We start from the raw sequence: 26,154 nt of genomic DNA on the forward strand, positions 1-26,154 counted from the left end.
AACGAGGGGAAAGCAGAGATGAGCGAACATATCTGGCTGGCGACCGGCGAGGCGACGGTTCTCGCCGCCGACGGGCAATATACGGATGCGATGCCGGAAGTGTTGATCGGCAATGTGAAGGGCCCGGTGGGCCACGCCTTCGCGTCCATGACCGGCCAGGTCGCGGGCCATCCGCGCATGTTCGTCATTCGCGACCTCAATCAGCAGGTTCGTCCGGCGACGATGATGACCACCAAGATGACGGTGAAGTCGGAGGCCTATGTCGAGCTTCTCGGCGGCGTGGTGCAGGCGGCGACCGCCGACGCGATCGTCGATTGCGTCGCGGAAGGGATCATTCCCAAGGAGCAGGCCAACGAGCTTTGCATGATCATCATGATCTGGCTCGATCCGCGCTGCGCGACGGACGATAATCTCGACCGCAAGGATCTCTATCGCACCAATTACGAAGCGACGAAGCTTGCGATCTCCCGCGCCATCAAGGGTGAACCGACGGTCGACCAGCTCATCGCCAACCGCAAAACGATCTCGCATTACGCGCTCGAGGGCGTGTTCGACGCGTAATCGCGCATGCGGCGGCGCGACGAGCGCCGCCGCTTTCATATTTCAAGCGTCAATTGCGATGGCGCTTCGCGCCTTTCCTCCGCGAGCGACGATAGGCTCACGCCGAGGAGCCTGATCCCCTTCTCCACGGGAAACACCTGACCGAGCAAAGAGAAGGCGACGTCCTCGAAATTCTGAAGCGATGACACCGGCGCGTCGCATGTCCTCGCGCGCGTGATCTGACGGAAGTCGGAATATTTCACTTTGAGAGTCACGGTCCGACCGCGCACCGGGCCGTTTTCAATGGCGCGCCAGACCTTGGCCACGATGGGCGCCAGCGCCGTTCGCGCCGCGTCACACGTAAAGAGATCTTCAAAGAAGGTGATCTCCGCCCCGATCGATTTGCGAATGCGATTTGCGCGGACGGGCCGGTGGTCGACCCCGCGCGCGATCCAATAATAATAATCGCCAGCCTTGCCGAAATGCTGCTGTAGAAAAGCGAGCGTCTGCGCCTTGAGATCGCGCCCCGTCTCGACGCCGAGCCTGTTCATCTTCTCACGCGTCGCGGGGCCGACGCCATGGAAGCGGCCGACCTCCAGCGCCTCGACAAAGGCCGGGCCCATCTTCGGCGTAATGACGAAGAGTCCGTCGGGCTTTTTATAGTCGGAGGCGATTTTCGCCAGGAATTTGTTGTACGAAACGCCCGCGGAAGCTGTAAGGCCCGTCGCAGCTCCGATCTTCGCGCGGATTTCCTCGGCGATGCGCGTGGCCGAAGAGGCGCCCTTCAGATTCTCCGTGACGTCGAGATAGGCTTCGTCGAGAGCAAGCGGCTCGATGATCGGCGTATATTCGGCGAAGATCCCACGGATTTGCAGAGACGCTTGCCGGTAGACGTCGAAGCGAGGCTTGACGAAGATAAGCTCCGGACATTTGCGCCGCGCCGTCACTGACGGCATGGCTGAACGCACGCCGAATGCGCGCGCCTCATAGCTCGCGGCGGCGACGACGCCTCGCTCCCTTGCGCCGCCGACAGCCACGGGCTTGCCGCGCAGCTCTGGATTGTCGCGCTGCTCGACCGAGGCGTAGAAAGCGTCCATATCGATGTGAATGATCTTGCGCGGACGCGCGGGATCGACCGCCGTCTCACTCGTCCCGCTCTGATCACGCTCGCTCATGACGCGCCAGTATAAGGCGGCGCCCTCATTTGCCCGAAACGATCTTCCAATCCAGCTCGAAGCGCGCGAGATATTTGCGCAGGCGGCCCTCTCTTCCGGCGGAATTTTGTCATGCGGCGGCCGACGCCGCATTTTGCGGCGAACGCCGTCGTGATCGAGACTCTTCTGGGGCGCAAGACTCGGGTCGAGGATCGAGGCGACGGAGCCTGGCGCGTCGAAGTTTCGGCGAACAAGGCTGGATAAAGCTTTCAACGCTCCCACTCCAGCTAGTAACTTTCTCGGCCCTTCGCTCCCGCTCAAGGAGCCGCTGCTTCACGATCGGCGGCGACTCGTCCGTGCGATGCGGGAAACTAATTGTACTTTCGTCGCCCCGATTTCAGCTACGGAGCCATCCGATGGAAACTGCGCCTCAAATCGATTTTCAGGGCATGGAGCCGTCTGACGCCTTTCGGGAGCGGATACTTAGCCATATTGCTCGCCTTGAGGAGCGCTTCGGACGCCTCACCTCGTGTCGCGTCGCAGTCAAAGCGCCGGGCGGACGGCATAAGACGGGCGGCCTTTTCGACATTCGCATTTATCTCAGCCTGCCGGACGAACGCGCGGTCTCGGTTGAGCGCACGCCGCATATGGACGAGCGTTTCCAGCATTTCGAATTTGCGCTCAACGACGCTTTCGCTCGCGCGGAACGGCAATTGCAGGACGAAGTCAGCCGTATGCGGGGCAAGATCAAGCACCATGCGGGGCCGACCGTCGGCCTCGTCACGCAGGTGATGCGCGAAGACGGTTTCGGCTTCATCGAGAGCGCGGACGGTCGTGAGATCTATTTTCACCACAACAGCGTCGCCGAGCCAGGCTTCGACAGCCTGAACCCCGGCGACCGCGTCAATTTCGCCGAAGAAGAAGGAGAGAAAGGACCGCAGGCGAGCCGCGTGACGCCTCTTGCAGAAAGAGCTCCCGGCTAGCGGCCGCCCGCGCCGCCATGGATATGAGCCCAAACTCAAAAGCCGATGACCGGCAAGCCGCGCTGCTCGGTTTGGTGGGAGATCTTGTTCGCGAGCTTCGCGCCAAGCAAAACGGCTCCATTCGCGTTTCTCTCGACAGCCGGCTCGAACAGGATCTGGGAATCGACAGTCTCGCGCGCACGGAATTGAGCGCGCGGATCGAGCGCGGTTTCGCGACGCGACTCCCTTTCGACGCCATCGGCCAAGCAGATACGGTCGCGGACCTTCTCGCCGCCCTCGCGCAAGAATCGTCGAGTCTCGCGGTCTTCGAGTCCAGCACAGCTCCCGCTCCATCTTCCTTGCCGAGCGCGGAAGCGCCGGAAAGGGCGCGCGATCTGATCGATGCGCTTGACTGGCATGTCGCCCATCATCCGGATCGGCTTCACGCCGCGGTGCTGGAAGACGACCGCAAGATCGTCGCTTCGCTCACTTATGGCGAACTTGCGGAAAAAGCGCGCCGCGTCGCGGCGGGGCTGATCGCACGCGACGTCTCGCCCGGCGACCGCGTCGCCATCATGCTGCCGACCAGCATAGATTTCTTCGCGACCTTCTTCGGCGTTCTCTACGCCGGCGCGGCGCCCGTGCCGATCTATCCTCCGATGCGGCTGTCGCAGATCGAAGACCATCTTCGACGACAGGCGGGAATACTCGATAACGCCGGCGCGCGCATACTAGTCACCATGCCGGAGGGACTTGCGCTCGCCGCCCTGCTGCGGGCGCAGGTCGAGACGCTGGAATCGGTGGAAAGCTATGCGCGGCTCTGCGCGGATAATGAAGCGCCGCTTCCCATCTTGCGCGACGGCGCGCGCACTGCGCTGATACAATATACCTCGGGCAGCACGGGCGATCCGAAGGGCGTTGTGCTCAGTCACGCCAATCTCCTCGCCAATATTCGCGCCATGGGCGGCGCGATCGGCGCGACGTCGTCGGACGTCTTTGTGAGTTGGCTGCCGCTCTATCACGATATGGGGCTGATCGGCGCATGGCTCGGCAGCCTCTATTACGCCGCGCCGCTTTATGTGATGTCGCCGCTGAGCTTTCTTGCCCGTCCCGCAAACTGGCTTTGGGCGATGAGCCGCTTTCGAGCGACGCTGAGCGCATCGCCGAATTTCGGCTTCGAGCTTTGCGTCACGAAGATCGACGAGGCGAGCCTCGCGGGGCTCGATCTCAGCGCTTTGCGCATGGTGGCGAACGGCGCCGAGCCGGTGAGCGTCTACACGCTGCGCCGCTTCTGCGACAGATTCCGGCGCTATGGCTTCCGGCAGGAAGCGATGGCGCCGGTTTACGGCCTCGCCGAATGCGCCGTCGGTCTTGCATTTCCGCCCCTTCGGCGTGCGCCGATCATCGACCGCGTCGACCGCGACGCGCTCACGAGGCGCGCGCTCGCGGAACCGGCGCGCGCCGACGACCCGCGCGCAATGGAGTTCGTCGCGAGCGGCCTTCCGTTGCCGGCCCACCAAATTCGCGTCGTCGACGAAAATGGTTTTGAAGCAAGCGAGCGGCAGGAGGGACGGCTCGAATTTCGGGGACCTTCGGCGACGTTGGGCTATTTTCGAAACGAGTCGAAGACGCGCGCCCTGATCCGCGACGGCTGGCTCGACAGCGGCGACCGCGCCTATCTGGCGCAAGGCGACGTTTTCATTACCGGCCGCATCAAGGACATCATCATACGCGGCGGCCAGCATCTCTATCCGCAGGAGATTGAAGAGGCGATCGCGCTCATACCCGGCATTCGCAAAGGCTGCGTCGCCGTCTTCGGCGCCGCTGACGCCCGCTCGGGAACGGAACGCGTGATCGTCGTGGCGGAGACCGCCATAACCGAACCCGCCGCCCGCGCCGCGCTGGAAGCAAAGGCGCAAGACGTCGTGCGCGACGTCAGCGGGACCGTCGCGGACGAGATCATGCTGGCGCCGCCGCGCACGGTTCCCAAGACGTCGAGCGGCAAGATCAGGCGAAGCGCCGCAAAGGCGCTTTACGAGCAGGGCGCCGTCGGCGCGCCGGGACAGGCGGTCTGGCTGCAAATGTCGCGTCTCGCAATGTCGGGGGTCAACCCGCTTCTTCGGCGCGCCGCCACGCGGGCCGGAGACATTCTTTACGCAATCTGGTGGTGGATCGCCGCTACGCTCGGCTATGCCGTCACATGGTCCGGCGTGATGACGCTGCCGGGCATGCGGCGGCGCTGGGCCTTCGTCAGAAGGATCGCCGCCATTACGCTCGCCGTCATGCGCATTCCCGTCACGACGAAAGGGTTCGACGCTCTTCCGGCGAAAGGGGCGATGCTCGTCTTCAATCATTCGAGCTATGCGGACGCGCTCCTCCTCGCCGCGACCTTGCCGGGCGAGCCGGTCTTCATCGCAAAGCGGGAGCTCGCCTCTCAATTTTTCGCGGGCCCGTTCCTGCGCCGCCTCGGCGCGCAATTCGTCGAACGATTCGACGTCGCGGGCGGAGTCGCCGACGTCGAGGCGCTCGCAAATGCGGCGCGAAGCGGCCGCAATCTCGTTTTCTTTCCGGAAGGGACTTTCACCCGTCGCGCCGGTCTCTCGGGCTTTTATCTCGGCGCCTTCAAGATCGCCGCGGAGGCGGGTCTGAAAGTCGTCCCGGGGGCGCTGCGCGGCACGCGCGCCATGTTGCGCGGCGAGCAATGGTTTCCCCGGCGCGCTGCGCTCGACGTCGAGATCGGCCCGCCGATCGAGCCGGCGGGGACAGATTTCGTCGCGATTCTGAAACTGCGCGATGCTGCGCGCGACGCCGTTCTGGCGCTTTGCGGAGAGCCTGACATCGACCAGTTGATGAAGCCGCGTCCCATCCGCCGAGACGCATGAACTCCCCTCTTGACCCCGCCTCGCGCTCCGCCCTTAACTTGGCGCCGCTTTGAGGGCGGAGATTTGGCGGATGAGTTTTCGATTGTCTGTGAGCGCGCTTCTGCTTTCGGCCTGCGCGTCTTCAGCCGGCGCCGCCGCATGCGGGAGCAGCGCGGACGGCTTCGCGGTCTGGCTCGACGACTTCAAAAAAGAAGCCGCCGCGGAAGGCGTCCCCGATCGCACGCTCGATTCGGCGCTGACCGGCGTCGTCTATGACCGCGCGATCATCGCGCGCGACAGAAGCCAGAAAGTCTTCCGCCTCTCCTTCGAAAAATTCTCGGCGCGCCTCGTCACGCCCGCGCGTCTCGCGCGCGGTCAGGCGCTCATGCAGCGTTACGCCGGATTGCTGCGCCAGATCGAGGCGCGCTACGGCGTGCCGGGTCCGGTCATTATCGCCATATGGGGCCTCGAGACAGGTTATGGCGCCGATAACGGCAATTTCCGCACCATGCAGGCGCTCGCGACGCTCGCTTACGACTGCCGCCGTTCGGCCCAGTTCAACGATGAACTGAAAGACGCCCTGCGAATCGTGCAGCGCGGCGACATGACGCCGGCGCAGATGCGCGGCGACTGGGCGGGCGAGATCGGCCAGACTCAGTTCATGCCATCCTCCTATCTGAAATACGCCGTCGATTTCGACGGCGACGGCCGACGCGATCTCATCAGATCGCCAGCCGACGCGCTGGCTTCGACGGCGAATTTCCTCAAGGGCAATGGCTGGCGATCGGGCGCCGGCTGGGACGAAGGCGCACCGAATTACGCCGTCTTCCTCGAATGGAACAAGGCGCAGGTTTACGCCAAGACAATCGCCTATTTCGCGACGAAGCTCGACGAACAGCGCTAGTCCGGCCGACAGGCCCGGACCGCGCATGATCGACGCTATATGCAAAAAAGCCGGCGGTTTTCGCCGCCGGCTTCTCTTTAAATTATCCCACGCGTCAGTCGGATGCGAAGAGATCGAAGTGGCGATTGACGCCCGCCTGCACGAGATTGCCGCTGAAGGGCGTCCGGGTGTTCACGCCATAAGCGTAAAAGCCGTTTTGCTGGAAGACGTAGGAGTTGGCGTGAGCAGCGCCGATATCATAGCGCAGATACTCCGCCTTTGCGGACCAGTTCGGCATGAAGGCCCATTCCACGCCGCCGCCCGCCGACCAACCGGCGAGCACGTCGTCATAAGTCGCCGTGACATTGGTGATGTTCGTACCGGCCGCGCGTTGCGTCAGATAGGCGGTGTTGGTGGTCACGCCGCCATAGGCGAAGCCGCCCGTCCCATAGATCTGCAGCTTCGGCGTCGCGAGAAAGCCGAGACGTCCGCGCAATGTGCCGAGGTAATTCAGCGTGGTGTTGAATTGGCCGGCCGTCACGAAGACATTGCCGCCCGAGGGAACCCATGACGACAGGCTGGCCCCGTCCGTATTCCCCGAAACGCCGCGCAAATCCGTCTCGACGCCCAGAACGACCCTGTCGTGGATCTTGTAATTCAGGCCGGCTTGCAGACCTCCGGTGAAGCCAGCGAGACTGGAGCGGACGCCGCCGCCCGGCGGTGTTGCGCCGAGCGCTATGGGCAGGCTGGCCGGCACGGTCCCGATCGGGTAAGGCGAAACTTGCGTCGTCGGGCTCGACCAGGCGCCGCCGCCATTCAGGCCGACATAAACATCCTGCCAGCTCGGCGCTTTCCAGTCCTTCGCCTCCGGGCCGATCGCGCTCCAAAGCTGCGACGCCGGATCTTTTGTGATCGGCTGGCCGTCGCCAAAGGCGTTGGCCGTCACTTCAAGATAGATGAAGTCGGTCGGCTTGGACGACAGATAGTTGGTGGTGCCTGTCTGCCCCGGGAAGGTTTGGGGGAAATAAGGCTGAAGCGCGGCGGGCGGCGCGAAGCTCGACGTGAAGCTGCCCGGCCAGAAATGCGCGTAGCTCGCGGTCAGGTTGACGAATTGCGACAGCTTGTAACGGATGCGGAGATCAATATCCGTTCCGACGAAGGTGCCGTGATTGCCAAGTGGCGCGGAAAGATTTGCGCGATCCCAGGGGCCTGGAGCGCTCGCCAGCCAATAGGCGCCGAAGGCCGTGTCGATCTGCAGATTCTTTGCAGGCGTGAATTCGAGGCGCACCTTCGGCGCCTTCAGATTGTTCCAGGCTTCATAGTCGAAGCGGGAGAAGGGCTGATTGAAGCCGTAGAAGATATCGAAGTTCTGGCTGACGCTGTCAAAGGGACTCTTATTGCCGGAGCCATAGGTATAGACGGCGCTGATGCGCGGCTTCCAGGGATGGTCGGAGAAGGTGTAGCCCCCTTCGATGCCGTATGCGATGGCGTCGAGCTGGACGGTCTTCATATAGGCCGTCGTGTTCGTGCCGATCGTCGCGAATTCGCCCGTATAGCCGAACTGCTTGTTGATATCGAAGTCGTAGTCGAAATTGCCGAGAACGCCGTAGATACGCACGCCCGGCGCATTGGTTTCGCGCGGCACTTTCAGCGCGTTCGACGGATTTGTGAAATCCGCATATTGGTGACGGCCGAGGAAATAAGGCTGGATCGTCGCGTATTCCGACCAGCGGCGCACGCTCAACACGCCGCCGTAAATCCAGGTCTGCCAGTCGGGACGATCGAACTGATAGGGTAAGCGGTTGACCGGACGCATGACGAAGGAGTCGATGTCCCAGTCATTGTCCTTCTTGCCGATCTTGACGCGGAAACCTTCGAAATTGTTCGTCGTGTTGCGGAACTCGTTCTCGGCGATGAGGCGGCGGTCCAGAAGCTCGAAATGGAAGCGGCCGGCGCGCAAGGTCAGCGGACGATCATTGCCCTTCGGATCCTTGCCGAAGGCGTCTTTGAAATAGAGCTCGCCGTAAGCCGAGATCAGGTCCGTCTCGTTGATTTCCTGACCTTGAAGCTGATAGAGGCTGTTGATGGCGCGCGAATCCTGAAACTCGACGACCGCGCGGAATGGGTCGAGAATATTTTGAACGCCGAGATAGACGCGCGTGCGGTTCAGCCATACGGAACTGGGAAAATATCTGCGGTTGGACGTCGGCGGGTTGGTCGTCGTATCCGTCCAGGGCCGCAGATCGTTATTTCGATTTTCGAATCGAATACGCGAATCGAGGCCGATATTGAGCCAGTCGATCCCCTCGAATTCCTTATAGGTCTTGCCGAGATTGCGAACGTAAGGCGGAATGTCGGGCTGCGGCTCGAGGCGATAGCCGCGCGTCGGAACGTAATAGCTCTTCTTTTCTTCGGGCTTGGAGGCCGCGCCTTTGCCGTCTGCGGACGTCGCGGCGGCGCCCTTCCCCGCTTTCGCGTCCTTGCCGGCCTTCGCCGCGTCGGGCTTGGCGGCGACGGAGGCTGCGTTTTTCTCAGCGCTCTGTGCGAAGACCGGCGAAACCGCGCCGGCGACGAGAAGCGCGCCGAGCGCGACGGAGCCCATCCAATCTTTGTTTGAACGTAAGGTCATCACCCCAGCCCTTGTGAATTCGGTATGTAACCTGTTTACATGACGCTAACTGGCGGCAGCAGCGCCGCTCAAGACAAAATTCTAGGCAATGCTTGGTTTGGCATGTTTCGTTGCAGAAACATCACACATAACCTTTCGTCTCATCCGAGACGATTCAGAGCTCCGCCCATCCGTTTCACGAACCCGTTTTCGTCTTGCAAAGAACGGTTTCGACGGATTCAATCAAACGCGAAGCTACTGGTTATGTCCAGCGAGTTAATAGACTAACTTCACTTTGAGCGCCGGCCGTTGCAGTCATGTCACATATGAGCGACGCGCAATTGATGGACGCTCATTTGCGCAGGACGAAGAAGAGCCGCGGATAGCGGAGCAGGACTTTGCCGTTTGGCTGGCGCGGATAGGCCTGCGCGAGGCGCTCACGATAGCGCGCCAGGAAATCGACGGTTTCGTCCGGATTCAGCAGATCGAGAAACGGACGCAGGCCCGAGCCCTCGAACCATTCGACGACGCCTTCGGGTCCGTCGAGCGGATGGATATAGACCGTCTTCCAAATGTCGATCTCACCGCTGAGCGGCGCGAAAATATCATAATATTCTTCGGGCTGGCCGATGACGGTCAGCGACTTCGCGACCGGAACGAGACGATCCGCCCAGGGACCGTCGGCGGCCACCATTCGCATCGCGGCGTGCGACGGCTCATAGGTATTGTCGGGCATCTGCACAGCGAGACGTCCGCCCGGACGCAGCGAGCCGAGCAAGCGTTCGATCACGCTGCGATGATCGCGCAAAAAATGCAGCGTCGCATTTGCGAAGATGACGTCGGCGGGGGCCGGCGGCTCCCAATGCGCAATGTCCTCTTTCACGAAGGTCGCCGCCGGCACGCGGATACGCGCAACAGCGAGCATGTTGTCGGACATGTCGACGCCGACGGTTTCGGCGCCCGGGAAGCTGCGCGTGAGAAGCTCCGTGCTGTTGCCCGGACCGCAACCAAGATCGAAAACACGCCGCGTCTCGCAATAGGGAATGCGCGCAAGGAGGTCGCGCGCGGCGCGCGTGCGCTCCTCCTCGAACTTCAGATAAAGGTCCGAATCCCAATCGCGCGCCGCGCTTGGAATCAATTCGGCGTCGATCAAATGCCCTCCCCCACGTCGAGATAGCCGGCCGCCTCACTCGCCGGGAAGATGCGCGCCTTCGAGAGCGACAGCGGCACGCGGTCGCCGAGCGCCGCGGCGCTCTCCAGCGGCGAATCAATTTCGAGCGTCTGATCATAGCCGTCGATCGCAATCGTGGCGCGCACGCCCGCGGGAGTGCGCCGCAGGCTCTCCACGCGCCCCTCCAATTCGCCCGCGCCTTCGGCGGCGACCGCGATGTCGGCGGGACGGAAAAAGACCCGCGCGGGACCATTGTGCAGGCCATGCGTATCGATATGCAGCTGGCGCCCGCCGAAGGTGACATGGCCGTCTCCGACCATGACGGGAAGCGCGACCGCCTCGCCAACGAAAGAGATCACGAAAGGCGACGCCGGCTGATCGTAGAGCTGCGCCGGCGTTCCGACCTGCTCGATCCCTCCCTGATTGAGCACGACGACGCGGTCGGCGAGCTCCATGGCTTCGTCTTGATCGTGGGTGACGAAAATCGTCGTCAAACCGGTTTCCTTGTGCACTTCACGCAGCCAGCGGCGAAGATCCTTGCGAACGCGGGCGTCGAGCGCGCCAAAGGGCTCGTCGAGCAGCAGCACGCGCGGCTCGATGGCGAGCGCGCGCGCGAGAGCGACGCGCTGACGCTGGCCGCCTGAAAGCTGCGCCGGATAGCGCGAACCGAGGCCGTCGAGCTGCACGAATTGCAGCAGCTCCTCGACCCGCACGGCGATGGCGTCGCGCGACGGGCGCGAGCGGCGCGGGCGCACATTGAGGCCGTAGGCGATGTTGTCGGCCACCGTCATATGCTTGAAGAGCGCATAGTTCTGAAAGACGAAGCCGACGCGGCGGTCCTGCACGGGAAGCCGCGTCGCGTCCGTCCCGTCGAAATAAACATGGCCGCGATCGGGCGTGTTCAGACCCGCGATCACGCGCAACAGCGTCGTCTTTCCAGAGCCCGACGGCCCGAGCAGCGCGACAAGCTCGCCGGGTTGAATGTCGAGAAAGACGTCGCGCAGCGCCGGAAAATCTCCGAAATCCTGCTCGACGCCCTCGACGCGGATGGCGAATCCGTGCGCCGCCACGTCAGTGCTTCCGGCCGCGTGCGGAGAGCGCGTCGGCGTGCCGCCATTCGAGGAAGGTTTTGACCCCAAGCGTAACGAGCGCCAGGCTTGCAAGGAGAACCGCGAGGGCGAAAGCGGCGACGTTGTTGTACTCATTGTAGAGAATCTCCACCTGAAGCGGGATCGTGTTGGTCAGGCCGCGAATGTGGCCGGAAACGACGGAGACGGCGCCGAACTCGCCCATTGCGCGGGCGTTGCACAGAAGCACGCCGTAAAGCAGGCCCCATTTGATGTTGGGCAGCGTCACGGTGCGGAAGGTCGTGAAGCCCGACGCGCCGAGCGTCAGCGCCGCCTCTTCCTCGACGCTGCCCTGCTCCTGCATCAGCGGAATGAGTTCTCGCGCGACGAAGGGAAAGGTGACGAAGACGGTCGCCAGCACGATCCCCGGCACGGCGAAGATGATCTGCAGACCATGCGCGGCGAGCCAGCCGCCCAGCAAGCCTTGCGAACCGTAGAGCAGCACATAGACAAGGCCGGCGACGACCGGGGAGACGGAGAATGGCAGATCGATCAGCGTGATCAGCAGGCTCTTTCCGGGAAAGGAGAACTTCGCGATCGACCAGGCCGCCGCGATCCCGAAGATCAGATTGGCCGGCACGGCGACCGAGGCGACCATGAGCGTCAATGCGATCGCCGCGCGCGCGTCGGGCTCCTCGAAAGCTTCGAAGAAGGCGCCGGCGCCCTTGGCCGCCGCTTCGACGAAGACCACCGCCAACGGCGCGAAGAGAAAGAGCGACAGAAACGCCACGGCGACGGCGATCAGCAAGTAGCGGGCGAAGGTCGAGTCCTGCGTGACGGACGCGGCCTTTCTTCCCGGGCGGGCGAGCGGCAAGAAGCCGCGCACTGTATCAGACATGTCCGTATCTCCTGCGGCTCCATGCCTGCGCGAGATTGATCGCCAGCAATGCGGCAAAGGAGAAGGCGAGCATGATGGTTGCGATGCCGGTGGCGCCGGCGACGTCATATTGCTCGAGCTTCACGACGATAAGCAGCGGCGCGATCTCCGAAACGTAAGCGATATTGCCGGCGATGAAGATCACCGAACCATATTCGCCGATGGCGCGCGCGAAGGCCAAAGCGAAACCCGTCAGCAGCGCCGGAACGAGCGGCGGCAGCAGGACGCGCACGACAGTTTGCAGACGGGCCGCGCCAAGCGTCGCCGAAGCTTCCTCGAGCTCCACTTCGAGCTCCGAAATGATGGGCTGCACCGTGCGCACCACGAAGGGCAGGCCGATGAAGATCAAAGCGACGAGAATGCCCCAGCGCGTATAGGCGATCTTGATGTCGTATCGCGCCAGCGCCTCGCCAAACCAGCCATTCGGCGCATAAAGCGCGGCGAGCGATATGCCCGCCACCGCCGTCGGCAGCGCGAAGGGCAGATCGACGAAAGCGTCGAGCAGCCGCCGGCCGAAAAAATCATAGCGCGTGAGAACCCACGCCACGACGAGGCCGAAGACGAGATCGACCACCGCCGCGCCGAAGGAAATGAGAAAGGTCGTGCGCAACGCTGCGGCGACGCGCGGCTCCATGGCGATCTGATACAGGCCAGAAAGGCCCAATTCAGACGAGCGCCAGATGAGCGTCGCCAGCGGGATCAGCACCACGAGCGCAAGATAGAACAGCGTGTAGCCGAAGGTGAGGCCGAAACCGGGAATAACGCTCGGCGCCGTAAAGCGCCGAGCGTCTCGTCCCGCGACAGTCGAGGAGGTCACGTCGCAGGCTCTTATTTTTGAATGTCGTCGAATACGCCGCCGTCGGCGAAGAACTTCTTCTGCGCCGCGGACCAGCCGCCGAAAGCCTTATCGACGGTTACGAATTCGATCTTGGGAAGATTTTTCAGATCGTCCTTGGCAGCGTGCTCGGGATGCGCCGGACGATAGAAGTTCTTGGCGATGATCGCCTGCGCCTCAGGCGTATAGAGGAAGTTGAGATAGGCTTCGGCCAGCTTCCGGTTGCCCTTTGCGTCGGCGTTGCCGTCGACGATCGCGACCGGCGGCTCGGCGAGAATCGACAGCTTCGGCGCGACGATTTCGAATTTGTCGGCGCCGAACTCCTTCAGCGCGAGGAAGGCCTCGTTCTCCCAGGCGATCAGGACGTCGCCCAGCCCGCGCTGGGCGAAAGTGATGGTCGAGCCGCGCGCGCCCGTGTCCAGGACCGGCGCGTTCTTGTAGATCGCCTTGACGAATTCTTTCGTCTTGCCTTCGTCGCCGCCGAACTTCTTGAGGCCGAAGGCCCAGGCCCCGAGGAAGTTCCAGCGCGCGCCGCCCGACGTCTTGGGATTGGGCGTGATGACGGCCACGCCCGGCTTGGCGAGATCGTCCCAATCCTTGATCGCCTTCGGATTGCCTTTGCGGACGAGGAAAACGATCGTCGACGTATAAGGCGACGAATTGTTCGGCAGGCGCTTTTGCCAATCCGCCGGAATCTTGCCCGTCTTGTTCGCGATGGTGTCGATGTCGGCGGCGAGCGCCAGCGTCACGACATCGGCCCCGAGGCCGTCGATGACGGCGCGCGCCTGCGCGCCCGATCCCGCATGCGACGCCTGAACCTCGACCGCCTCGCCCGTCTTGCTTTTCCAACTCGCGGCGAAAGCAGGATTGATCTGCTTATACAGCTCGCGCGTCGGATCATATGACACGTTCAAGAGGGGCTGACCCGCCTGAGCGGAAGCCCCCCATACGGCGCCGATCGCAACGCCCGCGAACGATACGGCGCGCAAAATCGACCTCAGCCGCCCCCGACCCTGATGCATATGCCATACTCCATTTATCAGACTGATAAATTCTATAGCTTCAATAGACTATTTGGCAAGCAATATTTCCCACGCTGAAAGCGCGCCGGATTTATCCACAGCTTTACTCGATGAATCTGGTCACATCCGAAAGGGAGATGGCCACGACGCCGTCCGCCGCGACGCGGCCGCGGCAGTATTTTTCGCTTGCGACGGCTTCCAGCGCGCCTCGGTCCGACTCGAATTGCGAACGCAGTTCTTCCTCTTCGGCCTGATCATCGGCCTCGAGGGCGTCGTCAGCGACAAAGACGCGGACCGTCTGCTGCGTTCCCGCGACCCGCATCGCGAAAGAGAAGCCGTTCATCTCACGAACGACTTCACAATCAATTGCTTCCAGTGGCATCGGCGCTCGCCTTGCTTCCGTTTAAGAAAGTTAAGTGCGCGAAACGCCGTTATGTTCCGTCCTGCTTTCGCGCCGCGCGCCTCAGGCGGCGTCCATGGCGCAGCGGTCATTGACGTCGTCAGAGGATTGCAGGCCGATCCAGCGACCGACCGCCGCCGGATCAAACCCGGCCTCGCAATGATCGCCGACGCGCATCAGGGGACGCCGGATCAGACCGGGGTCCATGATCATCATCATGATGGCTTCCTGCGGATTGACGGCGTCGGGCTTCACTTCTCCCGATTTCACGCGCGGCGAGGCCGCGTTGAACCATTCCGGCACGGGTTTGGAGCCGAAATAGGGACGCAGGCTGGACGCGCACCAAGGCTCGGTCAGAAGATTTCGGGAATCGACCTGGTGGCCGGAGGCGAGAAGCAAGGCCTTTTGCTTGGCGTTGCTGGCGCAGCCGGGCTTTTCGTAAAAGATGACGTTAGCCATGGGCACCCTCATCTCGTGAGACGGCGATATGGAAAGCGCCTATCGCCTGACGCATTCTACAGCGTAATTGTGCAATGCGGCGCCCGAATGAAATGCACGGCCATAGGCGCCGCGCCGTATTTTCTCGCATTCTGCCCAAGGCTTGGGAAAAGGCGGGATTGATCAGCGCGTCAGCGCCCAGACGATGGAGACGCGCTCGGCGACGCGTTGCGCGCCCGGCCGCAGCGGCGCGGGAGCGGCGGCGGGGGCCGCCGCGGCGATGCGGGCCGCCATTGCTGGGACCGGCCCAGATTCATCCTGCGGGCGAATCTCGATGATCCGGCCCAAACGCAGACCGGCCGCCTCGGCATAGATGCGCGCGCGCCGCTCGGCGTCTTTCACCGCCTTTGCGCGCAATTCGTCCCGCTTCTTGTCGAGGTCGGAATGGTCGTAATCCACGCCCTCGACGCTGTTCGCGCCCTTGTCGATCACGCGCCCGATGACGTCGCCAGCCTTCTCCACCGGCGTGACTGTGACCGCCAGACTGTTGCTGGCTCGAAATGTCTGCACGGTCCTCGACTTGCCCTTGGGATCACGCTCCTCGGCCGCGACCGGCGCGAGCGACACGCCCTGCGTTTGCATGTCGGCGTCCGGCACGCCCGCCGCCTTGAGTTCTGCGATGATGGCGTCGACCGTGTGGGCGTTGTCGGTGGAAGCGGCGATCGCCGTCGGCCGTTCGGTCACGACGCCAAAGCGCAGGATCGCCCGATCCGGAGCCACTTCCTCGATCGCCTCGCCGACCACGGTCACATTGGAGACCGAATCTTTCAGCGACTCCGCCCGGGCGGCGGCGGCGGCGAAGAGAAGAGACAGTGCGAGGAAAACACGAATCATGGCATATCCTTGATCCTGCGGTCGCAAGCCGCAAAAGCGCCAGCTTGCGGCTTTAGCAGGGCGCAATCATACAGAAACAGAGCGCGATCGTCCCGCGCGTGGCGAACAGGCCTCATGCCCCTTCTTTACCACTACCCGCTTTGCCCCCATTCGCGCTTTGTGCGGCTGATTCTCGCTGAATACGGAATTGGCGCCGAATTGATCGAGGAGCGCGCCGCCGACCGCCGGCCGGAGTTCCTGGCGCTCGATCCCGCCGGGCGCACGCCGGTCCTCATCGATGACGACGGCGCGATCGTGCCGAGCGCCGTCATAGCGGAATATCTCGACGAAGCTTTCGGCCCCGCGCGGGGCGCCCAGCGTCTCCTGCCCGAGGAAAAGCGCGCCCGCATCGAGACGCGGCGCCTCGTCGACTGGTTCAACGTCAAATTTTTTGAAGAAGTCACCGGTTGGCTCGTGACCGAGAAGGTCTATAAGCGCTTCTCGCCGCAGGGCGGCGCGCCGGACATGGATCTGGTTCGAGTCGCGCGCGCCAATATCCGCCATCACATGCGCTATATCGGCTATCTCACCTCGACCCGGAACTGGCTCGCCGGAGACCGGCTGTCCTACGCCGACTTCGCGGCGGCGGCGCATCTCTCCTGCGCCGATTATCTTGGCGACGTGCCGTGGGACGAAGACGAGTCGGCGAAACATTGGTATCAGCGCGTCAAGTCCCGCCCGGCCTTCCGCCCGCTCCTCGCCGACCGCGCGCCCGGCATGACGCCGGGACCGGTCTATGCGGAGCTGGATTTTTAGGATCCCAAACATGCGCCGCCCGGTCGCTCTTACCCGGCGTTAACCGTCATTTGGCACCCTCATAAACAAATCATTAGCTCAATGAGGGACGCATGCGGCGCTTCCCATTCCTCTCGGTCCGCCGGCTTGTCGCGCATCCGGTCGTCCAGGGCGTCTCGAGTCAGTTTTCGGCGCGCTCCGCAGTCGCCGGGCTTTGCTTCTTCCTGATCGCGACGGCCGCCGACCGCCAGATGGACGCCGCCTATCGGCAATCGATCGTCAAGGAAGGCCGCTACAGCCTCGTAGAGTCGCTCGCCCGGCCCTGGCACGCGCGAGACCTGCGCGTCGGATGGACGAAGAACGGCGCCTATGTCGCCCTCTTGGATTACGCCGCGCTCGAAACCTTTGCTTTAGGCGGCTTCACGCTGTCGTTCCTCGCCTTTCTGACGCCCGCCGCATGGCTCGCGCTCGCCTATCTCAAAGCCAGGGAGGCCAACGACGTTGCGGAGAGCGAGCCCTCCGACGCCGTGCATGCCGACGGCGCGACGCCGGCTTCTCCCCTGGTCGAAAGCCTCAATCATTGAACGGCCGGGCGCTATAATCGCCCCTCATGGACACTAAAGGCGTCATCCGCGCGAAAGGCGCCATCCGCGCGCGCGCGCTTTCTCTCGGCTTCGACGCCTGCCGCTTCGCCTCCGCCGAGGCCGATCCGCTGCAGGCCGAGCGGCTGCGCGAATGGCTCGACATCGGCGCGCATGGCGACATGGCCTGGATGGCCGAGACGGCGGAGCGCCGCGCCGCGCCGGGAGCGCTCTGGCCGGATGTTCGATCCGTGGTCATGCTGGGCATGAATTACGGCCCCGCCGATGACCCGCTCGCCGCTCTCGACAGGCGCGGCGCCGGCGCGATTTCCGTCTACGCCCGCAACCGCGATTATCACGACCTCATAAAGGGCCGCCTGAAAGAGCTCGCCGCCTTCATCATTAAGCGCGCGGGCGGCGGCGATGTGAAGGTCTTCGTCGACACCGCGCCGGTGATGGAGAAGCCGCTCGCGCAAAGGGCGGGACTCGGCTGGCAGGGCAAACACACAAATCTGGTCTCCCGCGAATTCGGCTCCTGGCTGTTTCTCGGCGCAATCTTCACGGATATCGCGCTCGACCCGGACCCGGACGAGCGGGACCATTGCGGCTCCTGCCGCAACTGCCTGGAGGCCTGTCCGACGCAGGCCTTCGTCGCGCCCTATCAACTCGACGCGCGCCGCTGCGTCTCCTATCTGACGATCGAGCATAAGGGCCCGATCCCGCGCGAATTCCGGCACGCGATCGGCAACCGGATCTATGGCTGCGACGACTGTCTCGCTGTCTGCCCCTGGAATAAATTCGCGCAGGCTTCCCGCGAGGCGAAGCTTGCTCCGCGCGCCGATCTTGAAAGCCCGCCGCTCGCTGAGCTGGCCGGACTCGACGACGCCGCCTTTCGCGCAGTTTTCACAGGCTCGCCCATCAAACGGATCGGGCGCGCCCGCTTCCTGCGCAATGTCCTCATCGCCATCGGCAATAGCGGCGACGCATCCCTCGCGCCCGAAGCCGAGCGCCTGTTGAACGACCCGGAGCCTTTGCTGCGCGGCGCGGCGGTCTGGGCGCTTTCCCGGCTCGCGCCACAACGCCTCGTTGCATTGCAACCTTTTTTTGTCTCTGAAACGGATGAAACCGTTCGCGAGGAATGGGCAAAAGAGACACACTGGGCGAAAAAATAATGCGTCCCGAAGATTCGTGCGCCGCAGCACGCTTGCCGTTAGCCGATTCGAACTAATCTTGAGTCATGGGCGCCGATTCAGCCCGCTCGCCGGCTACTGGAATGATCAGCTTCTCGAGAAGACCCGCCGAAGACCCAGCCGAGGAGGCCGCGCGCCTCCTGTTGCGGCTCGGCGTGTTCTTGCTCTTCGTAATCTCCCTGCTGGCGCCGATCCTCGCGCGGCAGACGGTCTATATTCTCCTGCCCATCGGCGCGGCGCTGCTGCTGGCTTCGGCGACGCTTTCCACGAGCAGCCGCGCCGGCGGTTCGCTCCGCGCCCTCGTCGCCTCGCCGCCCGTCTGGGCCGCGCTCCTGCTCGGCGCCTGGGCCGGCGTGTCGCTGATCTGGACGCCTTTCGAAGGTCCCGCCGAGCGTTTCGCCAAGGCGGCGGCCACAATGGCGATGGTCGCGGCGGCGGCGGGGTTCATGCCGCTGCGCACCAAGACCTCCAATCTCAACCTCCTGCCGATCGGCGTCGGCGTCGCGGCGGTCGCGCTCGCCGCGATCACATTGTTGTTGGCGCCCAAATATTCGATCGACGACATTCTCGACGTCAGCCCGCTCGGCCGGGCCGGGCTGGGCCTCGCGCTCCTCGTCTGGCCGGCCATGGGCGCGCTCGCCGTGCGCGGCCGGTGGATCACGGCGGGGGCCCTGGGGCTCGCCACCTATTTCGCCTGCATCATCGCCAATGCGCCAAACGCCCTGCCGGCGCTTCTGGGCGGCGCCGTCGTCTTTTTCGCGTCTTTCGGACGGGTGCGGCCGGCGTCGAAGGTTCTGGCCGCTCTCATGGCGGCGATCGTGCTGGCGGCTCCCGCGGCCGCGCTCGCGACCCATTTCATCTGGCCCGAACAGGCCCCCGCCTTCTTCCGTCACCTGGCCTTTTGGGGCCATATGATCGCAAGCGACGGGTGGCGCACGCTGCTCGGCCACGGCTTCGGCTCGGCCACCTGGAGCGTGCTTCAGGGCTATCTGCCGCACGCGACCCCGCGCAGCCTCATCTTCCAGATCTGGTTCGATCTCGGCGCGCTCGGCGCTGCGGCGCTGGCGCTCGTGATCGCCCGCGCAGCCCTCGAAGTCGGGCAGTCCCGACCGGCGCTCGCGCCTTTCCTCCTCGGCGGCGTCGCGGCGGGTTTCGTCATCTGCCTGCTCGGACCGGCGGCGGAGCAGCTCTGGTGGCTGACGCTTGCGGGGCTCGACGCCATCGCCTTCGCTCTGGTAATGCGCGGTCAGTTCCGCAAGCGCCGTCCGGTTCTGCCGATCGGCTTCGGCGCCGCCCAGGCGGACGACGCCGCGTAAAGTAAGAGAAATTCCTTGGCCGAATATCCAACGCTCACCAATGCGGTCGAGCCGCTTGCCCTCGGCGACGCCGTCGTCGCCGGCGCCTGGCTCGGCGACGCGCCCGCTTATGCGCTCGCCGACGGCGCGCTCGTCCTCGGCGGCGATGCCGAAAGCCGCCGCGTGGCGGCGCATCCCGACGCCGCGATCCTCGTCGTCGCGAGCGACGGCAGGCGCCTCGTCACCGGCGGCGACGACGGCCGCGTCGTCGCCACGGACGCCAGCGGCGACACGGAGACCATCGCCGACGAAAAGGGCAGATGGATCGACGCGCTCGCGCTGCATGAGGGGGCCGTCGCATGGTCGGCGGGGAAAAGCGTGCGCGCGCGCTCGGCCAAGGGCGAGACGAAATCGATCGAGCTGCCCTCGACCTGCCGGGGCCTCGCCTTCTTCCCCAAAGGCTACCGCCTCGCCGCCGCGCACTATAATGGCGCGACCCTTTGGTTCCCCAACGCCGGCAAGCCGGAGCCGCTCGGCTGGAACGGCTCGCATCTCGACGCCACGATCTCGCCGGACGGGCGGTTTCTGATCACCTCCATGCAGGAGAATACGCTGCATGGCTGGCGCGTCGCCGACGGCAAGCATATGCGCATGGCGGGCTATCCGAGCAAGACGCGCAGCTTCTCCTGGTCCTTCGACGGCAAATGGCTCGCGACCTCGGGGGCCGACGCCTGCATCATCTGGCCCTTTTCCGGCAAGGACGGCCCGATGGGCCAGCAGCCCCGCGAATGCGGCGTGCGGGTCAACGTCCCCGTGACGCGCGTCGCTTTCCATCCCGGCGCGATGGTCGTCGCAATGGGTTTCGACGACGGGCTCGTGATGCTTGCACGGATCACCGACGGTTCGGAAATATTGGTGCGCCGCCCGGCGGAGGAGTCCAAGAACGCCCGCATCAGCGCTCTGGCGTGGGACGCCAAGGGCGCAAGGCTGCTCTTTGGCGCAGAGAATGGCGACGCGGGAATGCTGACGCTGCCGAAAGCTTAGGGTCGCCAGATAATCTCTCCCGCCCGCTCCGGCGGCCAAGCCATCACCGCCGCCTTCAGGCGCAACGCCTTCGCGCTCGCCGTCCGCCCTTCGGCGAGATAGCGGCGGATCGCCTCGCCTGCATCGGCGCCCTCTGCGGGTATGCACCGCCACAGCACATCGACCCGCCGCCCTTCGTATCGCAGCGGATCGAGCGGGCTTCGTCCGAATTTCGACCGGCCGAAATCCGCCGTGAAAGGCTTGCGGTTCCACAGCCGCGCCTCGGGGCGGCGCGCAAAAAACGCCCAGATGTCGAAATCGTGCACGCCGTCGCTCGCGGCGGGCTCAAGATAGTGATCCGCCGCGCCTTGACAGAGGCACAGGCCCAGAAGACGGCCCTCGTAGAGCGCGCGCTTGTGCGGATGCTTGTCGAAAGCGGCGTCGATGCGCGCGAGGGCCAATTTGGCGAGCCAATGAAGGTCGGCGCGTTCGATTGTCTCGAAGGAGCGGGCGCTGCGAGGGGCCTGGCTCATGACGTATCGACTTACACCGATAGCACTCCTCGGCGTGGATGGCCGGGACAAGCCCGGCCATGACGGCGGAGAGGAGAGGCGAAAACGCCTGCGACGTTGGAACGGCGGCAAGCCGCTGACGTTTGGAGCTTATCCCCTCAACCCGGACAGGCGTGAGCCAATCATGACCAGCAAAGCCGAAAGTGATCCCCACCAGCATATCCATAAAATGGCGGCCTATCTGCAGGAGACGATCAATCGCCTGCGCGAGGATATCGAGCAGGTTGACGAGCCGCAGCTCAAGGCCATGTTCGAGACCTCGGCTGAAGTGTTGAACGGCCTCAAAAAGGCCTATAGCGACTATGAGGAGAAGAAGGAGCCGGCCTGGCCCGGCGGGCGCGAGCTGCATAGCTGACCCGGGCAGGCGTACGGCGCGCACCATCCAGAGAGGACGGCGAGATCGCGACGAAAATCCCCAAGCTCCTCTCCATCGCGGGCTCCGACCCTGCGGGCGGGGCCGGCGCGCAGGCGGATCTGAAGACCTTCTCCGCCTTTGGCTGCTACGGCATGGCGGCGCTGACCGCACTCACCGCGCAGAATACGCGGGGCGTCGCCGCCGCCTACCCGCTCGCGCCCGACATCGTCGCGGCGCAGATCGCGGCGGTCGTCTCCGACATTCCGCCCGACGCCATCAAAATCGGTATGGTCGCAACGCCCGAGATCGCCGCCGCCGTCGCCGGCGCGCTGGGGGCGGCCCCGCGCAATGTCGTGCTGGACCCCGTGCTCGTGCCGACCCAGGGCGTGAGCCTCGCCTCGGCCGGGTTGGAGCGCGCGCTGATCGCGACGCTGCTGCCTCTCGCCCGGCTGGTGACGCCGAACGTCTTCGAAGCCGCCGCCCTCACCGAGACGCCGCAGGCCCGCCGAATCGAGGAAATGGCCGCGCAGGGCCGTCTGTTGATCGAGGCGGGCGCCAAGGCGGCGCTGGTCAAAGGGGGCGATCTTTCCGGCGACCCCATCGATATGCTCGTCGCCGACGGCGAGACGCGCCTCTTTCACGGCCGCCGCATCGCCACGCGCCATACCCATGGCACGGGCTGCGCGCTCTCCTCCGCGATTGCGGCAGGACTCGCCAAAGGCGAATCGCTCATCGACGCCGTCGCCGCCGCCAAAGCTTGGCTCGAAGGCGCGCTAGAGGCGGCCGAGGCGCTCGACGTGGGCGACGGCCGCGGCCCGCCGCATCATTTCTACGCGCTCTGGCGTTGAACCCCCAAGACCCGGCTTGGAGGGAAAGGGCGAAATTCGTATTGTCGGCCGCTAGGTTACGTCTATGGGATCGGGGGCGGTCATGACTTTGGCGACGCCGACGCTCGGGCTTGGCGCGAGCAACAGGGACAGAATTTTCTATACATCCATGGCCGTCGCAATGGCGGCGACCGTCTTCATCGGCTTCGGGCCGACTTTCTTTTTCAAGCTCTTTTCCGATTCGCCGCCGCTTCCGCCGCTGCTGCATGTCCATGGCGCGATCTTCGCGGCCTGGTACGCCCTGTTCTTCACACAGGCGGCGCTGATCTCGAACGGGCGGCCCGACCTGCATCGCAAGCTGGGTTACGCGGGCATGGGCCTCGCCGCCGTCATGGTCGTTCTCGGCGTGCTGGCGGCGATTCACGCCGTCCGCACGAACCACACGCCGCCGGGCCTCGATCCGCGGTCCTTCCTCGTGCTGCCTTTCTTCGGCATTACGGTTTTCGCGGTCCTCGCAGGCGCGGGGTTCTTGATGCGCAAGCGCCAAGAGACGCATAAGCGGTTGATGCTTCTCGCCAGCATCGCCATGCTCGACGCCGCCATCGCCCGCATTCCCGGCGTGTTTACCTTGGGTGGGCCCCTCGCCTCCTTTGGGCTCCAAGACCTCTTCCTGATCGCTTGCATCGGCTACGATTTCTCCTCGCGCCGGCGCATCCATCCCGCCTATCTCTTCGGCGGGCTGTTCATTCTGGCCATGCAGCCCATGCGGATCGTCGTCTCGACGACGCCCTGGTGGCTGGCGTTCGGCGATTGGCTCAAGGGGTGACGACCCTCCCTCTCCCCGCAAGGCGGGGAAAGAGAACCATCACGCGTTCAACGCCGCCTTCACCGCCGCGCTCGCCTTTCCGAAGTCCATACGGCCGGTATATTTCGCCTTCAGCGCAGCGACGACCTTGCCCATGTCCTTGATCGAGGTCGCGCCCGCCTCCGCGATCGCCGCCTTGACGGCCTCGGCGACCTCGGCCTCCGAGAGCTGCTGGGGCAGATAGCCGGAGATCACGGCGATCTCGCCCCTTTCCTTGTCGGCGAGATCGGCGCGGCCGGCCTTCTCGTAGATATCGAGCGATTCCTGCCGGCTCTTGATCATCTTCTGGAGCAGGGCCAGCACGTCCTCCTCGCTGAGGGTCTTGCCCGCGCCGCGCGCCTCGATGTCCTTGTCCTTCAAGGCCGCGTTGATCAGGCGCAGGGCGTCGACCTTGGCGCTGTCGCGGGCCTTCATGGCGTCCTTGAGGTCCTGATTGATCTTGTCGCGCATGGGGTTCCCTTTTTGCGGCGGAATGGTCTAAAGCATGGGGACCGTCATCAATCGACGAGGCTTTCCCTCACCCTCCCCTTGAGGGGGAGGGTCGAACCGCGCCAGCGGTTCGGGATGGGGTGAAGCCTCTTGGAGCGGTGGCGTCACCCCTCCCGATCGCCTTCGGCGATCGACCTCCCCTCAAGGGGGAGGCGGGCGCGCCTCGCCAATGGCGGCGACCGATGCAACGGGCATAGAACGGACATGACCCTCGATCAAGACAATGGCTGGACGAAGCCGGTGCATACCGGCGTGCTGGTGCTCGCGAGCGGCGAAGTGATCGAGGGCTATGGCCTTGGCGCCGTCGGCGAGGCCGTGGGCGAGGTCTGCTTCAACACCGCCATGACCGGCTATCAGGAAATCCTGACCGACCCCTCCTACGCCGCCCAGATCGTCACCTTCACCTTTCCGCATATCGGCAATGTCGGCGCGAATGAGGAGGACGTCGAGACGGTCGATCTTGCGAAAAGCGCCGGCGCCGTCGGCGCGATTTTCGGCCAGCCCGTGACCGAGCCCTCGAATTTCCGGGCCGAGACGACACTGACCGACTGGCTCGCCAAGCGCGGGATCGTGTCCCTCTACGGGATCGATACGCGCGCGCTCACCGCGCTGATCCGCGAGCGCGGCATGCCGAACGCGGTGATCGCCCATTCGCCCGAGGGCAAATTCGACATTCCCGCGCTCAAGGCCAGGGCCGCGGGCTGGCCGGGAATCGACGGCATGGATCTCGTGCCGAGCGTCGGGGCCAAGGAGCGCTACGACTGGGCGGAGACGCCCTGGAAGCTCGGCTCCGGCTATGGCGCGCGCGACGGTCGGGCGAAGTTCCGCGTGGTCGCCATCGATTACGGCGTGAAGCGCAATATTCTTCGCCTTCTGGCCGATGAGGGCTGCGAGGTGATCGTCGCCCCGGCGACGGCGACGAGCGCCGACATTCTCGCGCTGAACCCTGACGGCGTCTTCCTCTCCAACGGCCCCGGCGACCCGGCCGAGACCGGCAAATACGCCGCGCCCGTCATTCGCGACCTGCTGGCGAAAAAAATCCCTGTCTTCGGCATCTGCCTCGGCCATCAGATGATGGCGCTGGCCGTCGGCGCGAAGACCCGGAAAATGCCGCAGGGCCATCATGGCGCGAACCATCCGGTGAAGGATTTCACCACGGGAAAGGTCGAGATCGTGTCGATGAATCACGGCTTCGCGGTCGATCGCGACAGCCTGCCGGAAAATGCCGTCGAGACGCATCGCTCGCTTTTCGACGGCTCCAATTGCGGCATCGCGCTGACCGACCGCCCGGCCTTCTCGGTGCAGCACCACCCCGAAGCCTCGCCCGGCCCGCAGGACAGCCATTATCTGTTCAAGCGCTTCGTCGAGATGATGGAAAAGGCGAAGGCGGCGTAAACATCGGACCAAGCGCCTTCAGGCGCGCTCAGGCTGCTTACAAAGCCGGTTGACGCCCCTCGTGCTTCGAGACGCCTGCTGCGATCTCGGACTTGCCCGAGCTCGATCCTTTAAATGCACAAGTCGGGCAAGCCCGACTTGTGCAGGCTTCTCAGCATGAGGAGCTTCTTCTGCGCCAGCCACTTAGGCCTCATCCTGAGGAGCGCGCGGCTCGAAGGACGAGGCCGCCTCGGAGGTTTGTCAACACGCGGCGGGCGCCTTCAGGCGCGCTTCGCATGTTTCTCGCAACGGGGAACGCTCCGCGCAATTTCCTCCCAGCTTTTCGTTTGCGTCAACTGCGGCTTGACGTCGAATCCCTCCAGGAGAGGCAGCCAGCCGATCTCATCTGAGGCATGGAGATAGGCGTCGAGGACGACCGGCCCCTCGGGAATCTCGTCCTTGCGGCAGGCGAGCTCGCCGCCGATCTCGACCCCGCTTTTGCCGTGACGGCCGGCGGCCTTGGCGCTTTGCGTTTCAGCCTGAAAGGCGCGAACCGCCGCAAGATCGCGCGGGACGACCTCATAGACGACAAGCGCCGATGACGGCGCCGCGAGACGCGCCAGCGCATCCCGATCCTGCGCGCGCTCGGCGCGTTGCAGATGGATGTCGAGCGTACGTCCCGCTTCGCCATCCTCGAACGCATATTTCGCCAGCAAAATCGTCTTTTCGGGCGTCAGCGCCGCCCAGTCCGGCGCCCGCACCGCGACCCGGATTTGCGCGACGTCCGCGGTCCCGAGATCAAAGCCGCGCAATTTCCATTGCGTGGAGAAGGGGGCGCCATTGCAGCCGGCGAGCGCGACAGCCGAAAAGAGACCGGAAATCAACATGATCATGCGCATGATTCGATTCATCCTATGCGATATTTTTTTAATGTGTTGCATTAAAATTTTTATGTGTCAATATTGGCGCGGTCGCTCGTCGGCATGACGAACCCGGCCAGATCGTCCGGCTTTCGACACGCGACAACCATTTGGAGA

27 protein-coding genes are annotated in these 26,154 nt (G+C 64.2%); 14 read left to right on the forward strand and 13 right to left on the reverse strand.

From position 1 onward, the window contains the following. Nucleotides 1-18 precede the first annotated feature (18 nt). Nucleotides 19-561: a formaldehyde-activating enzyme gene (fae, locus tag MMG94_RS06750; protein ID WP_016917971.1), complete on the forward strand. Its 543-nt coding sequence runs from the start codon at nucleotides 19-21 to the stop codon at nucleotides 559-561. A 35-nt stretch (nucleotides 562-596) separates the two neighbouring features. Here the strand turns inward: fae and dinB are convergent, their stop codons facing one another. Further along, nucleotides 597-1,715: a DNA polymerase IV gene (gene dinB / locus MMG94_RS06755; RefSeq protein ID WP_016917972.1), complete on the reverse strand. Its 1,119-nt coding sequence runs from the start codon at nucleotides 1,713-1,715 to the stop codon at nucleotides 597-599. Between the two features lie 111 nt (nucleotides 1,716-1,826). On the opposite strand from dinB, the gene MMG94_RS06760 reads away from it, so the two are divergent. The 4 genes from MMG94_RS06760 (at nucleotide 1,827) to MMG94_RS06775 (ending at nucleotide 6,421) form a co-directional block, all read left to right on the forward strand. After that, a complete protein-coding gene (locus MMG94_RS06760) occupies nucleotides 1,827-1,958 on the forward strand; it encodes a hypothetical protein (protein WP_016917973.1) in 132 nt (43 codons plus the stop codon). Between the two features lie 152 nt (nucleotides 1,959-2,110). Beyond that, complete coding sequence (locus MMG94_RS06765) at nucleotides 2,111-2,677, forward strand: HPF/RaiA family ribosome-associated protein (RefSeq protein ID WP_016917974.1); 567 nt, start codon at nucleotides 2,111-2,113, stop codon at nucleotides 2,675-2,677. Nucleotides 2,678-2,694: 17 nt separating this feature from the next. Further along, nucleotides 2,695-5,538 carry an AMP-binding protein gene (locus MMG94_RS06770; RefSeq protein ID WP_016917975.1) on the forward strand — a complete coding sequence of 948 codons (2,844 nt, stop codon included), beginning with the start codon at nucleotides 2,695-2,697 and terminating at the stop codon, nucleotides 5,536-5,538. Between the two features lie 70 nt (nucleotides 5,539-5,608). Next, nucleotides 5,609-6,421 (forward strand): lytic murein transglycosylase, encoded by an 813-nt coding sequence (locus MMG94_RS06775; RefSeq protein ID WP_016917976.1) that lies wholly within the window; start codon nucleotides 5,609-5,611, stop codon nucleotides 6,419-6,421. A 94-nt stretch (nucleotides 6,422-6,515) separates the two neighbouring features. On the opposite strand, the gene MMG94_RS06780 is transcribed toward MMG94_RS06775, so the two are convergent. From MMG94_RS06780 to MMG94_RS06820, 9 genes are all read right to left on the reverse strand, one after another. Continuing rightward, nucleotides 6,516-9,029: an alginate export family protein gene (locus MMG94_RS06780; RefSeq protein WP_020372381.1), complete on the reverse strand. Its 2,514-nt coding sequence runs from the start codon at nucleotides 9,027-9,029 to the stop codon at nucleotides 6,516-6,518. 331 nt (nucleotides 9,030-9,360) lie between these two features. Continuing rightward, on the reverse strand, nucleotides 9,361-10,161 hold the full coding sequence (tam, locus tag MMG94_RS06785) for a trans-aconitate 2-methyltransferase (protein ID WP_016917978.1): 801 nt from the start codon (nucleotides 10,159-10,161) through the stop codon (nucleotides 9,361-9,363). Continuing rightward, nucleotides 10,158-11,249, reverse strand: a complete 1,092-nt coding sequence (locus MMG94_RS06790; RefSeq protein WP_016917979.1) for a sulfate/molybdate ABC transporter ATP-binding protein — start codon at nucleotides 11,247-11,249, stop codon at nucleotides 10,158-10,160. The genes tam and MMG94_RS06790 overlap by 4 nt, the downstream gene beginning before the upstream one ends. 1 nt (nucleotide 11,250) lies before the next feature. Continuing rightward, complete coding sequence (cysW, locus tag MMG94_RS06795) at nucleotides 11,251-12,144, reverse strand: sulfate ABC transporter permease subunit CysW (RefSeq protein ID WP_026015971.1); 894 nt, start codon at nucleotides 12,142-12,144, stop codon at nucleotides 11,251-11,253. Further along, entirely contained in the window at nucleotides 12,137-13,000 is an 864-nt protein-coding gene (cysT, locus tag MMG94_RS06800) for a sulfate ABC transporter permease subunit CysT (protein WP_016917981.1), read from the reverse strand. The genes cysW and cysT overlap by 8 nt, the downstream gene beginning before the upstream one ends. A gap of 11 nt (nucleotides 13,001-13,011) precedes the next feature. Continuing rightward, nucleotides 13,012-14,040, reverse strand: coding sequence for a sulfate ABC transporter substrate-binding protein (locus tag MMG94_RS06805; protein WP_040578742.1), 1,029 nt, complete (start codon nucleotides 14,038-14,040; stop codon nucleotides 13,012-13,014). A gap of 103 nt (nucleotides 14,041-14,143) precedes the next feature. Then, the gene (locus tag MMG94_RS06810; RefSeq protein ID WP_154419965.1) at nucleotides 14,144-14,422 is read right to left on the reverse strand and encodes a DUF1488 family protein; all 279 of its coding nucleotides are present in this window, start codon (nucleotides 14,420-14,422) and stop codon (nucleotides 14,144-14,146) included. Between the two features lie 81 nt (nucleotides 14,423-14,503). Further along, nucleotides 14,504-14,899, reverse strand: a complete 396-nt coding sequence (locus tag MMG94_RS06815; protein WP_016917984.1) for an ArsC/Spx/MgsR family protein — start codon at nucleotides 14,897-14,899, stop codon at nucleotides 14,504-14,506. A gap of 162 nt (nucleotides 14,900-15,061) precedes the next feature. Continuing rightward, on the reverse strand, nucleotides 15,062-15,772 hold the full coding sequence (locus MMG94_RS06820) for an SIMPL domain-containing protein (protein WP_016917985.1): 711 nt from the start codon (nucleotides 15,770-15,772) through the stop codon (nucleotides 15,062-15,064). 114 nt (nucleotides 15,773-15,886) lie between these two features. On the opposite strand from MMG94_RS06820, the gene MMG94_RS06825 reads away from it, so the two are divergent. From MMG94_RS06825 to MMG94_RS06845, 5 genes are all read left to right on the forward strand, one after another. After that, nucleotides 15,887-16,567, forward strand: a complete 681-nt coding sequence (locus tag MMG94_RS06825; RefSeq protein ID WP_016917986.1) for a glutathione S-transferase family protein — start codon at nucleotides 15,887-15,889, stop codon at nucleotides 16,565-16,567. A gap of 92 nt (nucleotides 16,568-16,659) precedes the next feature. After that, nucleotides 16,660-17,130 (forward strand): hypothetical protein, encoded by a 471-nt coding sequence (locus tag MMG94_RS06830; protein ID WP_016917987.1) that lies wholly within the window; start codon nucleotides 16,660-16,662, stop codon nucleotides 17,128-17,130. Between the two features lie 26 nt (nucleotides 17,131-17,156). After that, nucleotides 17,157-18,299: a tRNA epoxyqueuosine(34) reductase QueG gene (queG, locus tag MMG94_RS06835; RefSeq protein WP_016917988.1), complete on the forward strand. Its 1,143-nt coding sequence runs from the start codon at nucleotides 17,157-17,159 to the stop codon at nucleotides 18,297-18,299. A gap of 101 nt (nucleotides 18,300-18,400) precedes the next feature. Then, a complete protein-coding gene (locus MMG94_RS06840; protein WP_016917989.1) occupies nucleotides 18,401-19,633 on the forward strand; it encodes a hypothetical protein in 1,233 nt (410 codons plus the stop codon). A 15-nt stretch (nucleotides 19,634-19,648) separates the two neighbouring features. Beyond that, nucleotides 19,649-20,656: a WD40 repeat domain-containing protein gene (locus MMG94_RS06845; protein WP_016917990.1), complete on the forward strand. Its 1,008-nt coding sequence runs from the start codon at nucleotides 19,649-19,651 to the stop codon at nucleotides 20,654-20,656. Here the strand turns inward: MMG94_RS06845 and MMG94_RS06850 are convergent. Continuing rightward, nucleotides 20,653-21,168 (reverse strand): hypothetical protein, encoded by a 516-nt coding sequence (locus tag MMG94_RS06850; RefSeq protein ID WP_016917991.1) that lies wholly within the window; start codon nucleotides 21,166-21,168, stop codon nucleotides 20,653-20,655. The genes MMG94_RS06845 and MMG94_RS06850 overlap by 4 nt on opposite strands. 163 nt (nucleotides 21,169-21,331) lie before the next feature. On the opposite strand from MMG94_RS06850, the gene MMG94_RS06855 reads away from it, so the two are divergent. From MMG94_RS06855 to MMG94_RS06865, 3 genes are all read left to right on the forward strand, one after another. After that, the gene (locus MMG94_RS06855; protein WP_026015972.1) at nucleotides 21,332-21,562 is read left to right on the forward strand and encodes a hypothetical protein; all 231 of its coding nucleotides are present in this window, start codon (nucleotides 21,332-21,334) and stop codon (nucleotides 21,560-21,562) included. A gap of 44 nt (nucleotides 21,563-21,606) precedes the next feature. Next, nucleotides 21,607-22,410 (forward strand): bifunctional hydroxymethylpyrimidine kinase/phosphomethylpyrimidine kinase, encoded by an 804-nt coding sequence (thiD, locus tag MMG94_RS06860; protein ID WP_026015973.1) that lies wholly within the window; start codon nucleotides 21,607-21,609, stop codon nucleotides 22,408-22,410. Nucleotides 22,411-22,492: 82 nt separating this feature from the next. Further along, nucleotides 22,493-23,215, forward strand: coding sequence for a hypothetical protein (locus tag MMG94_RS06865; RefSeq protein ID WP_016917994.1), 723 nt, complete (start codon nucleotides 22,493-22,495; stop codon nucleotides 23,213-23,215). Nucleotides 23,216-23,254: 39 nt separating this feature from the next. Here MMG94_RS06865 and MMG94_RS06870 read toward each other — a convergent pair whose 3' ends face one another. Next, nucleotides 23,255-23,704 carry a GatB/YqeY domain-containing protein gene (locus tag MMG94_RS06870; RefSeq protein WP_016917995.1) on the reverse strand — a complete coding sequence of 150 codons (450 nt, stop codon included), beginning with the start codon at nucleotides 23,702-23,704 and terminating at the stop codon, nucleotides 23,255-23,257. Between the two features lie 243 nt (nucleotides 23,705-23,947). Here MMG94_RS06870 and carA point away from each other — a divergent pair, with 243 nt between their 5' ends. Then, complete coding sequence (gene carA, locus MMG94_RS06875; protein WP_016917996.1) at nucleotides 23,948-25,138, forward strand: glutamine-hydrolyzing carbamoyl-phosphate synthase small subunit; 1,191 nt, start codon at nucleotides 23,948-23,950, stop codon at nucleotides 25,136-25,138. 260 nt (nucleotides 25,139-25,398) lie between these two features. Here the strand turns inward: carA and MMG94_RS06880 are convergent, their stop codons facing one another. After that, nucleotides 25,399-26,016, reverse strand: a complete 618-nt coding sequence (locus MMG94_RS06880; protein ID WP_154419963.1) for a hypothetical protein — start codon at nucleotides 26,014-26,016, stop codon at nucleotides 25,399-25,401. Nucleotides 26,017-26,154: the final 138 nt, after the last annotated feature.

The organism is Methylocystis parvus OBBP (assembly GCF_027571405.1).
In the GTDB taxonomy this organism is placed as follows: Bacteria; Pseudomonadota; Alphaproteobacteria; order Rhizobiales; family Beijerinckiaceae; genus Methylocystis; species Methylocystis parva.

Coding starts and splice junctions, on each gene's coding strand:
- MMG94_RS06825 (WP_016917986.1), top strand. CDS start 15,887: ATGCCCCTTCTTTACCACTACCCGCTTTGCCCCCATTCGCGCTTTGTG.
- MMG94_RS06805 (WP_040578742.1), bottom strand. CDS start 14,040: ATGCATCAGGGTCGGGGGCGGCTGAGGTCGATTTTGCGCGCCGTATCG.
- MMG94_RS06780 (WP_020372381.1), bottom strand. CDS start 9,029: ATGACCTTACGTTCAAACAAAGATTGGATGGGCTCCGTCGCGCTCGGC.
- MMG94_RS06850 (WP_016917991.1), bottom strand. CDS start 21,168: ATGAGCCAGGCCCCTCGCAGCGCCCGCTCCTTCGAGACAATCGAACGC.
- MMG94_RS06810 (WP_154419965.1), bottom strand. CDS start 14,422: ATGCCACTGGAAGCAATTGATTGTGAAGTCGTTCGTGAGATGAACGGC.
- MMG94_RS06840 (WP_016917989.1), top strand. CDS start 18,401: ATGATCAGCTTCTCGAGAAGACCCGCCGAAGACCCAGCCGAGGAGGCC.
- MMG94_RS06830 (WP_016917987.1), top strand. CDS start 16,660: ATGCGGCGCTTCCCATTCCTCTCGGTCCGCCGGCTTGTCGCGCATCCG.
- MMG94_RS06865 (WP_016917994.1), top strand. CDS start 22,493: ATGACTTTGGCGACGCCGACGCTCGGGCTTGGCGCGAGCAACAGGGAC.
- cysW (WP_026015971.1), bottom strand. CDS start 12,144: ATGTCTGATACAGTGCGCGGCTTCTTGCCGCTCGCCCGCCCGGGAAGA.
- MMG94_RS06775 (WP_016917976.1), top strand. CDS start 5,609: ATGAGTTTTCGATTGTCTGTGAGCGCGCTTCTGCTTTCGGCCTGCGCG.
- MMG94_RS06870 (WP_016917995.1), bottom strand. CDS start 23,704: ATGCGCGACAAGATCAATCAGGACCTCAAGGACGCCATGAAGGCCCGC.
- dinB (WP_016917972.1), bottom strand. CDS start 1,715: ATGAGCGAGCGTGATCAGAGCGGGACGAGTGAGACGGCGGTCGATCCC.
- MMG94_RS06855 (WP_026015972.1), top strand. CDS start 21,332: ATGACCAGCAAAGCCGAAAGTGATCCCCACCAGCATATCCATAAAATG.
- carA (WP_016917996.1), top strand. CDS start 23,948: ATGACCCTCGATCAAGACAATGGCTGGACGAAGCCGGTGCATACCGGC.
- MMG94_RS06760 (WP_016917973.1), top strand. CDS start 1,827: ATGCGGCGGCCGACGCCGCATTTTGCGGCGAACGCCGTCGTGATCGAG.
- MMG94_RS06820 (WP_016917985.1), bottom strand. CDS start 15,772: ATGATTCGTGTTTTCCTCGCACTGTCTCTTCTCTTCGCCGCCGCCGCC.
- MMG94_RS06815 (WP_016917984.1), bottom strand. CDS start 14,899: ATGGCTAACGTCATCTTTTACGAAAAGCCCGGCTGCGCCAGCAACGCC.
- MMG94_RS06770 (WP_016917975.1), top strand. CDS start 2,695: ATGGATATGAGCCCAAACTCAAAAGCCGATGACCGGCAAGCCGCGCTG.
- MMG94_RS06880 (WP_154419963.1), bottom strand. CDS start 26,016: ATGCGCATGATCATGTTGATTTCCGGTCTCTTTTCGGCTGTCGCGCTC.
- MMG94_RS06765 (WP_016917974.1), top strand. CDS start 2,111: ATGGAAACTGCGCCTCAAATCGATTTTCAGGGCATGGAGCCGTCTGAC.
- queG (WP_016917988.1), top strand. CDS start 17,157: ATGGACACTAAAGGCGTCATCCGCGCGAAAGGCGCCATCCGCGCGCGC.
- fae (WP_016917971.1), top strand. CDS start 19: ATGAGCGAACATATCTGGCTGGCGACCGGCGAGGCGACGGTTCTCGCC.